The sequence below is a fragment of the Chitinophaga sp. 01L420 genome, from assembly GCF_056399985.1.
This window is the reverse complement of the sequence record NZ_JBFTSK010000058.1, coordinates 38,279-52,518: the sequence shown is the minus strand read 5'-3', so window position 1 is coordinate 52,518 and position 14,240 is coordinate 38,279. Positions and strand designations below refer to the sequence as shown.

Annotated in this window: 13 protein-coding genes; 6 read left to right on the top strand and 7 right to left on the bottom strand. The window is 44.1% G+C overall.

Annotation, left to right across the window (positions count from 1 at the left end; genetic code table 11):
* The 3 genes from AC1DP6_RS32830 to serA form a co-directional block, all read right to left on the bottom strand.
* The coding region (locus AC1DP6_RS32830) for a hypothetical protein (RefSeq protein ID WP_477058649.1) at window positions 1-347 on the bottom strand (347 nt) is incomplete at its 3' end.
* Between the two features lie 115 nt (window positions 348-462).
* On the bottom strand, window positions 463-789 hold the full coding sequence (locus AC1DP6_RS32825; RefSeq protein WP_477058648.1) for a hypothetical protein: 327 nt from the start codon (window positions 787-789) through the stop codon (window positions 463-465).
* Window positions 790-797: 8 nt separating this feature from the next.
* Window positions 798-2,033: a phosphoglycerate dehydrogenase gene (gene serA, locus AC1DP6_RS32820; protein ID WP_477026462.1), complete on the bottom strand. Its 1,236-nt coding sequence runs from the start codon at window positions 2,031-2,033 to the stop codon at window positions 798-800.
* 313 nt (window positions 2,034-2,346) lie between these two features.
* Here serA and AC1DP6_RS32815 point away from each other — a divergent pair, with 313 nt between their 5' ends.
* The 3 genes from AC1DP6_RS32815 to AC1DP6_RS32805 all read left to right on the top strand — a co-directional run bounded on the left by AC1DP6_RS32815 (window position 2,347) and on the right by AC1DP6_RS32805 (window position 5,008).
* Window positions 2,347-3,558 carry a serine hydrolase domain-containing protein gene (locus AC1DP6_RS32815; protein WP_477058647.1) on the top strand — a complete coding sequence of 404 codons (1,212 nt, stop codon included), beginning with the start codon at window positions 2,347-2,349 and terminating at the stop codon, window positions 3,556-3,558.
* A 329-nt stretch (window positions 3,559-3,887) separates the two neighbouring features.
* Window positions 3,888-4,466 carry an HD domain-containing protein gene (locus AC1DP6_RS32810; RefSeq protein WP_477058646.1) on the top strand — a complete coding sequence of 193 codons (579 nt, stop codon included), beginning with the start codon at window positions 3,888-3,890 and terminating at the stop codon, window positions 4,464-4,466.
* A gap of 26 nt (window positions 4,467-4,492) precedes the next feature.
* Window positions 4,493-5,008: a hypothetical protein gene (locus tag AC1DP6_RS32805; protein WP_477058645.1), complete on the top strand. Its 516-nt coding sequence runs from the start codon at window positions 4,493-4,495 to the stop codon at window positions 5,006-5,008.
* A gap of 84 nt (window positions 5,009-5,092) precedes the next feature.
* Here AC1DP6_RS32805 and infC read toward each other — a convergent pair whose 3' ends face one another.
* Both infC and thrS read right to left on the bottom strand, forming a co-directional pair.
* Window positions 5,093-5,806, bottom strand: coding sequence for a translation initiation factor IF-3 (gene infC, locus AC1DP6_RS32800; RefSeq protein ID WP_477058644.1), 714 nt, complete (start codon window positions 5,804-5,806; stop codon window positions 5,093-5,095).
* Between the two features lie 173 nt (window positions 5,807-5,979).
* Entirely contained in the window at window positions 5,980-7,920 is a 1,941-nt protein-coding gene (gene thrS, locus AC1DP6_RS32795; protein WP_477058643.1) for a threonine--tRNA ligase, read from the bottom strand.
* A gap of 202 nt (window positions 7,921-8,122) precedes the next feature.
* Between thrS and AC1DP6_RS32790 the strand changes: the two genes are divergently transcribed.
* Together AC1DP6_RS32790 and AC1DP6_RS32785 are read left to right on the top strand one after the other, a co-directional pair.
* Window positions 8,123-8,404 carry a hypothetical protein gene (locus AC1DP6_RS32790; RefSeq protein ID WP_477058642.1) on the top strand — a complete coding sequence of 94 codons (282 nt, stop codon included), beginning with the start codon at window positions 8,123-8,125 and terminating at the stop codon, window positions 8,402-8,404.
* A gap of 123 nt (window positions 8,405-8,527) precedes the next feature.
* The gene (locus AC1DP6_RS32785) at window positions 8,528-8,929 is read left to right on the top strand and encodes a hypothetical protein (RefSeq protein ID WP_477058641.1); all 402 of its coding nucleotides are present in this window, start codon (window positions 8,528-8,530) and stop codon (window positions 8,927-8,929) included.
* A gap of 82 nt (window positions 8,930-9,011) precedes the next feature.
* Here the strand turns inward: AC1DP6_RS32785 and AC1DP6_RS32780 are convergent, their stop codons facing one another.
* Together AC1DP6_RS32780 and AC1DP6_RS32775 are read right to left on the bottom strand one after the other, a co-directional pair.
* Window positions 9,012-11,375: a TonB-dependent receptor gene (locus AC1DP6_RS32780; RefSeq protein ID WP_477058640.1), complete on the bottom strand. Its 2,364-nt coding sequence runs from the start codon at window positions 11,373-11,375 to the stop codon at window positions 9,012-9,014.
* A 69-nt stretch (window positions 11,376-11,444) separates the two neighbouring features.
* Window positions 11,445-12,029 (bottom strand): DUF3347 domain-containing protein, encoded by a 585-nt coding sequence (locus AC1DP6_RS32775; protein ID WP_477058639.1) that lies wholly within the window; start codon window positions 12,027-12,029, stop codon window positions 11,445-11,447.
* Between the two features lie 130 nt (window positions 12,030-12,159).
* Here AC1DP6_RS32775 and AC1DP6_RS32770 point away from each other — a divergent pair, with 130 nt between their 5' ends.
* Window positions 12,160-14,121, top strand: coding sequence for an ABC-F family ATP-binding cassette domain-containing protein (locus AC1DP6_RS32770; protein ID WP_477058638.1), 1,962 nt, complete (start codon window positions 12,160-12,162; stop codon window positions 14,119-14,121).
* Window positions 14,122-14,240: the final 119 nt, after the last annotated feature.

Genomic DNA, 14,240 nt, shown 5'->3' with positions numbered 1-14,240 from the left:
CTTACATTCTCCGTAAGCGGGAAAGTAATGGAGGCACCTCCTTTCTTTTTACCAGTGGCATTTAACGAAACCGTAATACCGGAACGCATGATTTTCATCTGGCTTTGCGGATCGGGTACACTCACGATTACGTATATATTTTCCTGATCGTTGGCTATGGTGTAAAATAACTTAGTAACGTTGTTATAGAACTGCAGGGGTTTGGGCCATTCTGTGGCCTGTCCGTCAATTTTAATGTTGGCCGGGGCCCATTTATTTGGTTCACTATCTTGCGCGGAAGCATTTACATATAACAAAAGCCCGGCTATTAAACCAGCTCCGGTTATCAGTGCCCTGTTCATTTTCATGTGCTATTTTTTTCAGTTGCAGTACAAGGTTAACAAAGAATTTTCAAAATATGCTCAAAAAAAGCGCATATGAGTAAAAAGAATCGGTGAATAGGGAGATATAGCGGGTGAATAATTATTTGTTCACCTGTTTTATCAGCATATCTATCTGTGCCTGTTGCTCATTATTTCTTTTATCCTGCTGAATGATATACAGTGTCAGTTCTTCTACCTTTTCCAGGAGCTTACGGTTCATTTCTCCCAGGTCTTGTCCATTCCGGGCGATTTCGGCTGCATCAGGGATACCTGGCAGATGCTTGTGCTTTGCGATGTAACTGGCCACATCTGTCAGCGAAGGCAACTTCAATGGGTTTAGAGACGATAATAAATGGTTAATAACTATCCTTCTGGAAGAAAACAAAAAGCAGGGAACAATCCCTGCTTTTCCATAAAATTTTCGCACAAGACAGCTTAATACAGCAATCTTGTCTTAATCGTGTGTGCTACCTCTTTCAATAATGCAAGCGCTTCCTGAGAGAGTTTCGTATCTACGTCCAGCACCACGTAACCAATCTGGTCGTTGGTTTTCAGGTACTGGCCCAGGATATTGATTTTATTGGCAGATAAAGCGGTGTTGATGGCCGATAACACACCCGGCACGTTTTCATGAATATGCAGAATACGATGTGTGTTTTCAATGGGCGGTACACTGATAGAAGGAACCGTATGAGAACCAAAGCTGGCACCTTTTTCCAGGTAGTTCAGCATTTTGCTGCTCACATCCAGACCAATATTATGCTGCGCTTCTTCTGTGCTACCACCAATATGCGGTGTTAAAATGACGTTCGATAATTTCTGCAGTGGTGTGCTGAATGCCGCACCATTTTTTTCTGGTTCTACCGGGAAAACATCAATGGCAGCACCTGATAACTGGCCGCTGGTTAATGCATCTCTCAGTGCTTCCAGGTCTACTACTTCCCCACGTGCATAGTTAATAAAGATGGCGCCTGGTTTAGCATCTGCCAGCACTTCCTTGGTGATCATGTTGGCGGTAGTTTTGCTGGAAGGCACATGCAATGAAATGATATCTGATTTGCCAAAGAGTTCCTTCAGGGTACGGATCTGTTCCGCGTTTCCTAAAGGTAGTTTGGTTTCCGCATCGTAGTAGATAACGTTCATCCCCATCCCTTCTGCCAGTACACTTACCTGGCTGCCGATGTTACCATAACCAACTATACCCAATGTTTTACCTCTGAGTTCATAGCTGCCGGTTGCTTCTTTCATCCAGATGCCGTTATGTGCAGCAGCGTTTTTATCTACAATACGGCGAATCAGGATAATCGACAATCCTATTACCAGCTCAGCCACGGAACGGGTATTGGAGTAAGGTGCATTGAATACTGCTACGCCATGTTCAGTGGCAGCTTTCAGGTCCACCTGGTTGGTACCTATACAAAAACATCCAATCGCCTGCAACTTCCTGGCCGATTCCAGTACTTTACGGGTTACTTTGGTTTTAGAACGGATACCCAGGAGATGCACATCTTTGATCTCATTGATCAGATCATCTTCACTCAGAGCGCCCGCCAATTTGCGTACATGATACCCTGCGGTGGTAAATTCTGCTACCGCAGCATCACTGATATTCTCTAATAATAAAATGCTGATCTTCTCTTTCGGATAACTTGTCGACTTTTGCTGGTCCATAATATTATACTAAATTATATGTGTATCTATATGTTGCAATTGGCTTAATAATTGCTGATAGCGGGGAAACAGGGCACAAACCTACTCGATGTTGGGGAATATTCAAATAGTAGTGTGATCAAATTCGATTTTATCAAAAAAAGGCACTTATCAGGGGCATTTTTTTAAGTTTTTTCAGCATTTCAGCTTAAAAATCAATTAAAAGGATCTGAAAACAGGCTATTTATTTGGCAGTCTTTTACTTTGGGCATAAATTTAGCGCTTTGTATTTTTAAAGGGTCATATTGAATTAAGAAAGTAGTACACTCCTCTAATGAAGCGATTGAAAGCAGTAAGTATCATCTTAACTATATCGGGAATTGCAATAATATCAAGTTGCCAGAGCAATGCAGCAAGACGGGAAGCTGAAAGGAAAAAAACAATATCAGACAGCGCTCTTTATACCCTGGGATTAAGCACCGCAGAAAAAGAGGCGATATTGAAATCGCCCCGAACCATACAAATGCAACATGAACTGGAAGCATTTTACAATGGTAAATTATTACGCAGCGGATTCAACGGTGCTATGCTGGTAGCCAGAAAGGGCGTTATCATTTTTGAACAATATCATGGTTACGAGAATTCAAGAACTAAAATACCTGTTATCGACAGTTCTTCTTTTCAACTCGCCTCTGTTTCAAAAACCTTTACCGGCGCGGCTGTATTGTGGTTAGCACAAAAAGAGAAACTCAATCTGGACGACTCTTTGCAAAAATTCTTTCCCGAATTTCCTTATAAAGGAATCAATGTTCGCATGTTGCTAAGCCACCGCAGTGGCTTACCTAACTATCTGTATTTTTGTGATAGTTTGTGGAAAGAAGAATCACGCTTCATCACCAATGATGAAGTGATCAAACTAATGGAGGCACATAAGCCCGCCATGCAACATTTGCCGGGAACGCATTTCCAGTATTGCAATACCAATTATCTCCTGCTGGCTTCTATCATTGAAAAAGTAAGCGGACAGAAATATGCGGAGTTCATGGAACAAACCATCTTCCGTCCCCTGGGCATGGTGAATACATTTGTATACGATCCTGCTTCTGCTGCACGTCCCCACCAAACCCAGAGCCATAAATACAACGGGCAGTTTGAACCAGATACTTACTTTGATGGTGTAATGGGCGACAAAGGAATATACAGCAGTGCACGTGATATGCTTAAATGGGATCAGGCGCTCTATTCCGGGCAGTTATTAAATGCTGCAACCCTGAAAGCCGCCTATACACCTTACAGCCATGAAAAGCCCGGCGTACGTAACTACGGTCTTGGCTGGCGCCTGATGGTATATCCGGACAGTACCAAAAACATTATCTATCATAATGGCTGGTGGCATGGCAATAACACGGTATTTTATCGTTTTGTACAAGACTCTACTACCCTGATCATCTTAGGAAATAAATACAACCGCGGTATTTACCAGGCAGTAAAACCTGTACGTGATATACTTGGTCACGGCGATGGTGAGGAAGCGGGAGAAGAATAGCGAATCAGCTTTTAGCTTTTAGCTTTTAGTAAATGCAGCGAAAACCAACATGATATTATCTGCGCTGCATTTACTAAAAGCTAAAAGCTAACTGCTAAAAGCTAAAAGCTGATTCCGTGCTTCCTGTCAGGCATTACATTATCCCTCCTCCATGTTATTTCGCCTGTAAATGTGTGCCTTCTTACCGCACATTCATCTTTCAAACAATAATGAGGTCTTAATAAAAATATAACAATATGCATGCTGATATAGCGGCAACAGCTATTACTTTTGCGATAATGCCACAGCATACAATGAAAAACAGTACTAACCCTTATTAACGTACGAAAATGACCGACAACGAATTACATGCACACTCCGTCATCGAACAAATCTTCGATCTGTACAACAATTACGGCAATGAGGAATACGGCGAAGAGGTAACTATGCTGATGCACATGATGCAAGCCGCGCTGATAGCGGAAAAGACAGGGTTTGATGACGAAATGATTGTAGCTGCGTTCCTGCATGACATTGGTCATTTTTTTGAGCACACGGAACAGATGGGCGAATATGGTAGTCTGGCGCATGATGACCTGGGCAGTGCTTACCTGCTGGAGTGCGGCTTTCCGGAAAGAATGGCTAAACTGGTGGGCAGCCACGTAGCCGCCAAACGTTACCTGACCTGGTCTGACAGTGCTTACTACGATACGCTTTCCGAAGCCAGCAAACAAACCCTGGAATACCAGGGAGGCCCTATGAATGAAGAAGAAGCATTGGCTTTCCGCAATGACCCTTTGTTTTCGCAATACATCCAGATCAGGATATGGGATGATATGGGTAAAGAAACAGATCAGCCGGTAAACCCGGAAGATGTGGCCAGGATACGCCATAAAACATTATCCTATTTGCTGGAGCACAGTAATTAAATTGCTTGCATTAAATTGCCGGCAATATGGATTTACGTTCCGAAATATTAGCAGAACATTCCCGCGTACAATCCCTTCGCATTGCGAAATGGATAGGTTCCCATGCCAGTCGTTTTGATCAGCTCATGCAATTATTTCTGCAGGATGAATACCGGGTGGTACAACGGTCTGCCTGGGTGGTTCGTTTTGTTGCCGACAAACATCCGGCATTGCTTGCTCCTCACCTGCCGCTCATCGTAGGCAGAATGGAAGATGAAGGGGTACCTGTAGCCGTTAAAAGAAATGTATTGGGGGTATTGCAAAACTTATCCATCCCGGAAAGCCTGCATGGCCCCGTGATGAATAGTTGCTTTGCCTTCCTGGAAGATCCGCTGGAAACAGTGGCGGTAAAGTCGTTTTCCATGACAGTGTTAGCTAATCTTGCAAAAGATTACCCGGAGATCAAAAACGAGATCCGCCTCCTGATTGAAGATCAGCTGGAAAACAATCCTACACCGGGCATCCGTTCAAAAGCCAGGAAAGTATTAAAAGAGATACAATAGTATACTACCCGACAAAAGAAAAAGCAGCGCAACGGGGTATAACACCCTGTTGTGCTGCTTTTCTTAATCAGATATAACCATTGGCTACGCGTTAGCATCATCCGCCGGTGCTGCATCAGCTGCTGGTGGAGGTGTAACAGGTGCCTTTGCTTCTCTAGGTTCTCTTGGCTCTCTTGGTTCCCTCGGTTCTCTTGGTTCCTTAGGTTCCTTTTCCTTCTTCTTAGCCGCTTTAGGAGCGAAGATGGCGATCATACGCTTACCTTCCATGGTAGGCATACTTTCCAAACCACCAACTTCTGCCAGCCTTTCAGCAAACTTCAGGAGAATTAACTCGCCACGTTCTTTAAACATGATCGCACGACCTTTAAACTGTACGTAGGTTTYCACCTTGTTACCGTCTTTCAGGAAGCTTTCTGCATGTTTGGCTTTAAAGTCGAAGTCATGGTCATCGGTATTGGGCGTAAAGCGGATTTCTTTCACTTCGCTTTTGTGCGCCTTCGCCTTCATTTCCTTTTCCTTCTTCTTCTTTTCGTAAAGGAATTTATTGTAGTCGATGATACGACAAACGGGGGGCACGGCATTCGGGGAAATCTCAACCAGGTCTAAACCCTGTTCCTCCGCCATTTTCAGCGCCTCCTCGGTTCTGTAGACACCTACCTCAATATTTTCACCTACAAGCCTTACCTCAGGAACGCGTATCATCCTGTTGGTGCGATGTTCTTGTTGTTGTTCCCTGCGGAAGTTGGGGTTTCTGCCCCGGTTGTTGCCGCCAAAACTTGGTCTGGGTCTTTGTTGCATTAAGAAAAATAAAATTAATTAATTAATTGTCTTTTGTAGTCCATGGTCCACATATCGTCCATGGACCAAAAACAATATTTACAAAAATAAGGGGAAAATCATAGCAATAAACATACCTCAATTGAGTAATGTTCATTGTTTTATATACCTTTTTTCCACATTCATTTACGTTGTTACTCTATTGGCTTCCGGTTTGCCACCTCTTCATTTATCATTGCTGTAAATTGTCCGAGTTGCATAGTTCCCAAATCACCTTTAGATTGACGACGAACGGCTACTACTTCATCGGCAGCTTCTTTTTCACCAAGTACGAGCATGTACGGAATTTTTGCCAGCTCTGCTTCCCGGATCTTCTTACCGATTTTTTCGCTTCTGTCATCTATTTCAGCGCGAATTTCCGCTTTTTTTAGCAATTCTGCTACTTTTTCTGCATAGTCCTGGCTTTTGTCGCTGATAGGCAGGATTTTTACCTGTGTAGGAGCCAACCAAAGCGGGAACTTACCGGCGCAATGCTCGATCAGTACTGCAATAAATCTTTCCAGTGAACCAAATGGCGCACGGTGAATCATTACCGGACGATGCTTCTGGTTATCTGCTCCGATGTACTCCAGTTCAAAACGCTCTGGCAGGTTATAATCCACCTGGATGGTACCCAGCTGCCATTTACGGCCCAGTGCATCTTTTACCATGAAGTCCAGCTTAGGACCATAGAACGCAGCTTCGTCATACTCCACTACTGTATTCAGGCCTTTCTCTGCGGCCGATTCGATGATCGCTCTTTCTGCCAGCTCCCAGTTTTCTTCCGTTCCCATGTATTTAGCACGGTCAGTTTTGTGACGCAGGGAAATCTGCGCGGTATATTCTGTAAAACTTAAGCTGTTGAATACATACATCACCAGGTCGATCACTTTCTGGAACTCTTCTTTCACCTGGTCAGGACGGCAGAACAAATGCGCATCATCCTGAGTAAATCCTCTTACACGTGTTAATCCGTGCAGTTCACCATGCTGCTCGTAGCGGTACACGGTACCGAATTCCGCAAAGCGTACCGGTAAGTCTTTGTAAGACTTTGGCGACACTTTATACAGCTCACAGTGATGTGGGCAGTTCATTGGTTTCAGCATAAACTCCTCACCTTCTTCCGGTGTATGGATGGGCTGAAAACTATCCTTGCCATATTTTTCGTAGTGACCAGAAGTGATATACAGATTTTTGTTACCGATATGTGGTGTTACTACCGGCAGATAACCGCTGGCCAGCTGTGCTTCCTGGAGGAAACGTTGCAGGCGTTCACGCAGCATCGCTCCTTTAGGTAACCACATAGGCAGACCCAGTCCCACCTTCTCAGAGAAGGCGAACAGTTCCAGTTCTTTACCCAGTTTACGGTGATCACGTTTTTTAGCCTCTTCAATCAGCGTGAGGTATTCATCCAGTTCCTTCTGATTAGGGAAAGTGATGCCGTAGATGCGGGTAAGCATCTTATTTTTTTCACTGCCACGCCAGTAAGCACCGGCAATGCTGGTCAGCTTGATGGATTTGATAAAGCCGGTATTCGGAATATGTGGCCCGCGACACAGATCTGTAAATCCGCCCTGGGTATAGAAGGAAATACTTCCATCTGCCAGTTCGTTGATGGTTTCCAGTTTGTACTGGTCGCCTTTTTCTGTAAAGTAAGCCAGTGCATCTGCCTTGCTAACTTCTTTGCGCACATACACGCTATTTTGTTTAGACAGCTCCACCATCTTGGCTTCTACCTTTCTCAGGTCTTCTTCCGAAATAGTACGGTCTCCTAAATCAATATCATAATAGAATCCATTCTCAATAGAAGGACCATAACCCAGTTTTACGCCGGGATACAGGGCTTCCAGGGCTTCCGCCATCAAATGCGCGGAGGAATGCCACATCGTAGCCTTACCATCTTTATCCACCCACGTGAGCAGTTGCAGCGTGCTATCCGTCAAAATCGGGCGCGTAGCATCCACTACCTGCCCATTAACATTTGCGGCCAATACTTTGCGTGCCAATCCTTCGCTGATGGATTTGGCAATGTCCAATGCAGTTACTCCTGATTCATACTGACGAACTGCGCCATCCGGAAAAGTGATATTTATCATACGTTTTGCTGTTAGCACCATACTTTTTCATATGGGCTATATTTCCTTTATAAAATGTTTGCGAAGTTAAGAAATAGTTTGTTAGCTTTTAGATTACCATGTCATTGAACTTAAGGATTTTAAAAATAAATATTTATACAGCGGTGTGGGTACAGTTGAAAAAGGGGCTATTTTTACAATTATAAACTAAAGATATTATACAATGATCAGAAATTACTTTAAACTGTACGACACACTGACGAAAGAATTGTATGTCCCGGAAGATAAGGCGAAAGAATTGATTATTGCGATTTATGAAAGCGCGGAGGAGAAAATGATGAAGAAGAATTTGGGCATGGCGGCTATTATGTACGAGGAGCAACAGCAGCAACGATACACCCGCGACAGAAGAGTCATCAAGTGCTTAGCCTTTTTTTACTACAGCCTCCTCACGCTCATCCTCGCCTCATGTTTAATATTTTTCATAAAAGGTCAAACCCGATAATTCTTTTTACAAATTAATCCTTTAAATAAAAAAATAATATAGCCAAAAGAAATATCTATTTAAAACCGGATATTAAAAACCAGAATAACTTAATTTTACTCGTGTAATACAAAAACATTACATATGAATGCAGGAACTTTAAAATTGTATGATCTTGTCAGACAGGATCTGCATTTGCCAGACAACAAGGCGCTGGAATTTGTAACCGCGATTGGCGATTTTTGGGAAAGACATGAGGCGAGACAAGATGAACTCCTGGCCACCAAAGCCGAATTGCAGTCAACAAAGAGCGAGCTTAAATCCGAAATGCTAGCAATTAAAAGCGAGCTTAAACAGGACATCCATGCAATTGCCACAAAGGTAGAACACCTGGAGATTAAGATCGACACTCAGATGGCAAGTAAAGTAGATCTGGCAAATGCTAAATCTAACTTGAAAGACTACTATGGCGTGCTTACGGTAGCTCAGTTTATTGCTATTGTGGCCGCCATATTTACCCTGATGAGATTCGCTCTGGTGAAATAGTCTCCCCTTCCATCGTGTATTTCCACTCCAATACCCATATGTACCGCCTCCATTCCTGTATAAAGCTTCCATCTTTTCTTCCCTAGAACCTAAAATTATACGTCACCGAGGGTAAAATCGGAAACAACGACACTTGCTTCGCACTCACCTCCAACGTTCCATTCAACGGACTTCCCCGCTGATCGAAATAAATAAAATAAGGATTCTTGCGGCTATACACGTTATAGATAGAAAACGTCCAGCTGCTTTTAATACGCCGCTTGGGCTTCTTAGGCGTTGGCGTATAAATAGCTGACAGATCCAGTCGGTGATAAGCTGCCATCCGGTAAGAATTGATGCTGCCATAACCCTGTACCAACGTGGCTTCCATAAAATAGAAAGTTTCCGGTAACGTGGTAGTGTTACCAGTACCATAAATGAATATACCGGAGAAACTCCAATGCTTATTGAGGTCGTAAGTGCCTACCAGCGCCAGATCATGCCGGCGATCATATTTCGCCGGATAGCGCTTACCATCGTTTAAATCCGGAAACTGACGCCAGGTCCAGGCCAGTGTATAACCCAGCCAGCCTGTAAATCGTCCCTTCTTTTTATTGACAAATAATTCCAGGCCATAAGCCTGCCCCTTCCCAAACACAAAATCCTTTTCGGGATCATCGAGAGAAGGCGTATACCCCTCACGGTATTCGATCTGGTTATGCATATCCTTATAGTACACTTCTGCAGAAGCCTCGTAGGCATTGTTGCTGAAATTACGGAAGTACCCGGCGGTGTATTGCCACGACACCTGTGGTTTTACCAGGTAGGTACTGGGCACCCATACATCAGTAGGCAGTGTGGTACCGGCATTGGATACCAGGTGAATGAACTGGTAATTACGGGTCACCGCTGCTTTCACGGAACTTTGATCGTTCCAGGACCAACGCAAAATGATCCGTGGCTCCAGGCCTCCATAGCTGATTACCGACTGTCCCCGGCGATATACTGTGCTATCGGTTTTATTGCCGGCAGCATCACGGGTATAACGGGTATATGGTCCTATCTGCATAAAACCGCTGTAACGTACACCTGCATTCAGTTGCAGCTGAGGTGATATTTCCCAGTCATCCATCAGGTACAGCGCTACCTCGTGGGCATATTTCTTAAACGCATTTTCCGGGGAAAATTTAGTACTATCCTGTTGCCCCCCAATCGTAGACGGGGTAAAGGTGTGGTGGATATAGTTGCCGCCGAATTTGATATGATGATTCACATTGGCATAGTAATCGAAATCTGTTTTTATGTTACCGTCACTGATACCAGAGGAAAGCCGGATATCAAAATTATTCTGCAGCGCGCTGAACTGAAATTTGTAATCGTTATAGATCAGGGAAGTATTAGCAAATAGCTTTTTATTGAATACATGGTTCCATCTCAAAGTAGCGGTGGTATTGCCCCAGGGGATCTTCACATCAAAGGAACGATCACTGTTATTGAAGCTGAAAACATCTTTGCCGATATAGCCACTGAGGTAAATACGGTCTTTATCCGAAAAGATATAATTCATTTTTATATTCAGGTCATAGAAATAATAGCCCGACCCCTTATAGGCAGTATTATTGATAAATGGTTTTGTGAGCAGGTCTATATAAGTACGTCTTCCGCTTACAATAAAAGAGGCTTTGTTTTTCTTCAGCGGCCCCTGGAAGGAGAGCCGGGATGAGATCAGTCCAATTCCCCCTTCTCCCTGGAAATTTTTATTGTTACCTTCTTTCATGGAAATATCTACTACTGAAGACAGCCGGCCGCCGTAGTTCGCAGGCATACCGCCTTTGATGAGTGTGGTATTACGAATAGCATCTGCATTAAATACAGAAAAGAAACCGAAAAGATGACCTGTATTATATACTGGCGCTTCATCCAGCAGGATGAGGTTTTGATCCGGACCGCCGCCACGCACATAAAACCCGGCGTTACCTTCGCCGGCGGCCTGTACGCCAGGCATCAGTTGTAAGGCTTTGAGTACGTCTACCTCTCCCATCAGGGCCGGCAGCTTCTTTACCTGCAGAGAAGATAGCTCTGCCCTGCCCATATCGGTGCTTTTAACGTTGGCATCTTTTCTTTTGTCGGTAATCACCACCTCTTTCGCCTGGTAGGAATGCGGATACAACTCCAGGTTCTGGTTAATATTTTCATTCAGTGAAAGGGCGATGGCTTTGGATTCAAAACCAAGAAAAGAGTAAAGCAGTATATAATTTCCGGCGGGCAGCGTAAGGGAATAGAATCCGTAATTGTTGGTCTGTACGCCGTTAGAAGAGTGTAAAACCTGTATGGTGGCTCCTGGCAGGGATTCGCCGTTTGTACTGTCTTTTATGAACCCACTAACGGTATATTGCTGTCCCAGCACTCCGTTAAAGGAGCATAGCAAGTAAAGGAATAAGACAAAGGGACCATATCGTGTGAACATACCGTTAAATCATGAACAGCAAAAAGATACCAGTAATTTACGATTTACTGTTCACGATTCAACAACAAGTTATTTATAACTCAAAGTATCCCTGGTTTCGCCACAGGTCAGCATTTTATGTCCGAAGTAAGGGTTCTGTATCCCTGGCTTGTCGCTCAGCCAGTAGGCACCTTTGTCATCAAATGCCATGGGGCAGTACTGATGATAGATGGTATGCCCTTTTAACCCGGTATTCTTAACAAGATCAAATAACATATCTGACACCATCTGAAAAGAAGCACGTTTACCTTCCAATCCTGTTTCACCTTCAAAACCGGTTAACTCCGCACTGATGCTACCGGTGATGCCGGTAATATTGCTCAGACGGCTGCTATCCATCTGTAGAAGGGTAACCGGTAAACTATCTATATGAAGCTTCAATGTGGCGGCAATCACATTGGCAGCGGTGCTATCTGCCTTTACCAGCGCATCGGACAGTTGATAATAAGCCGACAGGGTATTGCCAAGGGAATCATAAAACACCTGGCTGTAAGGCGCCTGTAAAGCCGCGGAAGTACCGGTGGACTGCTCCTCTTTAGGTGCTTCCTGATGGCATGCAAACAGGGCAGTTGACAGTACCACTAACCCAACGGGAACCCATACTTTAAAACTCATAATTTTGTGCTTTAGAGCAAAACTAAATAAATACCGCGGCATTTGTCATGCGTAACATCAGACAAAATCCACCAAATACGGACATTTATCCTTAACTTTGCACGTTTTTTATCCAATTTTTTTATTTTTTATGTTGATCGCTTTACAGGACATTACGTTTGAGTTTGGATCCAGGGTTATACTGGAAGATTCTTCCTGGCATATAGAACCGGGCGACCGTGTTGGTCTTATCGGGTTGAATGGTACCGGCAAGTCTACCCTGTTACGCATTATCAATGGGGAATATTCCATTTCCAAAGGAAGTATTAATAAAAGTAAAAATCTGACAATTGGTTTCTTTAACCAGGACCTGCTCAGCTTTGAAACCGATGAATCTATTCTTACTGTGGGCATGATGGCCTTTGGTAAAGCGCTGGAACTGGAAAAAGATATTGAGCGTATTACCAAAGAGCTGGAAGATAGCCAGACAGAAGAATTGCTGCATAAATTCAGCGATGCCCTCCATGAATTTGAGGCACTGGATGGCTACAACATGAAGCACAAAACGGCCCAGGTACTGGAAGGCTTAGGTTTTACCACAGCCGACCTGGACCGCCCCTACAACCAGTTTTCCGGTGGATGGCGTATGCGTGTGCTGCTGGCCCGGTTAATCCTGCAGCAGCCGGATGTACTGATGCTCGATGAACCCACGAACCACCTGGATCTTCCATCTATYGAATGGCTGGAAAAATACCTGATTGGTTATAACGGTGCGGTGATCATTGTATCGCATGACCGGTTCTTCCTGGACCGCATGGTCAACAGGATCGTGGAAGTATACCAACAGCAACTGCACCACTACGCTGGCTCTTACGCTGATTACGAAGTGGAAAAAGAACTCCGCCGTGAAATGCAGCAGCGTGCATATGAAAACCAGCAGGACTATATCCGTCAGCAGGAACGCTTTATTGAGCGATTTAAAGCCAAAGCTTCCAAAGCAGCACAGGCACAGAGTATCGCCAAAAGGCTGGATAAACTGGAGCGCGTAGAGCAAACCGATAATGGTCCGTCTAAAATCAAAATTAACTTTACGGTAGATAAAACACCTGGTAAGATTTTATGTACCCTGAATAATATCAGCAAAAGCTACGGGAACATAGAAATCCTTAAAAACACCAGTGCAGAAATCAACCGCGGTGATAAGATCGCCCTGATCGGTGCCAACGGTAAAGGTAAGTCAACCCTGCTCCGGATCATCTTCGGTATGGAATCGATGGAAGGTGAAAGAGTACCCGGCCACAACGTAGTAACCAGTTTCTATGCACAGCACCAGCTGGAATCGCTGGATATGGGCAGTGAAATCCTGGATGAACTGAAAAACTTTGGCAGCGGTCGTACAGAACTGGAATTACGCCAGTTATTAGGCTGTTTCCTCTTTACCGGTGATGATGTATTCAAAAAGATCAAGATCCTGTCCGGAGGAGAAAAAGCACGTGTGGCACTCGCTAAAACCATTATCAGTCAGGCGAACTTCCTGATGCTCGATGAGCCTACCAACCACCTTGACATGAACTCTGTTCAGATGCTGATTGATGCGTTGAACAAATACGATGGTAGCCTGGTACTGGTATCGCATGATCGTTACTTTGTGAGCCAGACCGCCAATAAGATCTGGGAAATTGTGGATGGTGAGATCAAGGAATTCAAGGGCACCTACAATGAGTATGAAGATTGGAAAAAGAGAATGGCAGCCCAACAGCAGGCACCTGCAAAGACTAACGCTAACGCAGAAACGAAAAAAGATACCCGTCAGCAAAATACCGCTGCAACCGTAGACGCAGGCAAAGGTGCTATCAACAAAGAAGTACAGCGCGAATTGCAGAAACAGCAAAAGCAGTTTTCGCAGGTAGAAGGTCAGGTGGCCAGCTTGAAAGAACGAAAAGCCAGCCTGGAAGCCAGTTTGGGAACACCTGATGTTTACAATGACAAAACAAAATTTGCCCAGGTAGAAAACGAATACCAGGATGTACAAAAATACCTGGACCGGGCAAATCAGCAATATGAACAGTTGTTTGAAAAAATAATGCAGCTGGAAGCGAATCTGACCAGCTGAGGAAAGAATAAAGAATTATGAATTACGAATTACGAATTACGCATTTGCGGGAAGATAGTAAACGCGAAGATCTCCGCGCAAATTCGTAATTTGTAATCCGTAATTCGTAATTTCATATC

Excerpts from the sequence above, each read along its gene's own strand:
- AC1DP6_RS32790 (WP_477058642.1), top strand. The coding sequence starts at position 8,123 with ATGATCAGAAATTACTTTAAACTGTACGACACACTGACGAAAGAATTG.
- serA (WP_477026462.1), bottom strand. The coding sequence starts at position 2,033 with ATGGACCAGCAAAAGTCGACAAGTTATCCGAAAGAGAAGATCAGCATT.
- AC1DP6_RS32785 (WP_477058641.1), top strand. The coding sequence starts at position 8,528 with ATGAATGCAGGAACTTTAAAATTGTATGATCTTGTCAGACAGGATCTG.
- AC1DP6_RS32805 (WP_477058645.1), top strand. The coding sequence starts at position 4,493 with ATGGATTTACGTTCCGAAATATTAGCAGAACATTCCCGCGTACAATCC.
- thrS (WP_477058643.1), bottom strand. The coding sequence starts at position 7,920 with ATGATAAATATCACTTTTCCGGATGGCGCAGTTCGTCAGTATGAATCA.
- AC1DP6_RS32780 (WP_477058640.1), bottom strand. The coding sequence starts at position 11,375 with ATGTTCACACGATATGGTCCCTTTGTCTTATTCCTTTACTTGCTATGC.
- AC1DP6_RS32810 (WP_477058646.1), top strand. The coding sequence starts at position 3,888 with ATGACCGACAACGAATTACATGCACACTCCGTCATCGAACAAATCTTC.
- AC1DP6_RS32815 (WP_477058647.1), top strand. The coding sequence starts at position 2,347 with ATGAAGCGATTGAAAGCAGTAAGTATCATCTTAACTATATCGGGAATT.
- AC1DP6_RS32775 (WP_477058639.1), bottom strand. The coding sequence starts at position 12,029 with ATGAGTTTTAAAGTATGGGTTCCCGTTGGGTTAGTGGTACTGTCAACT.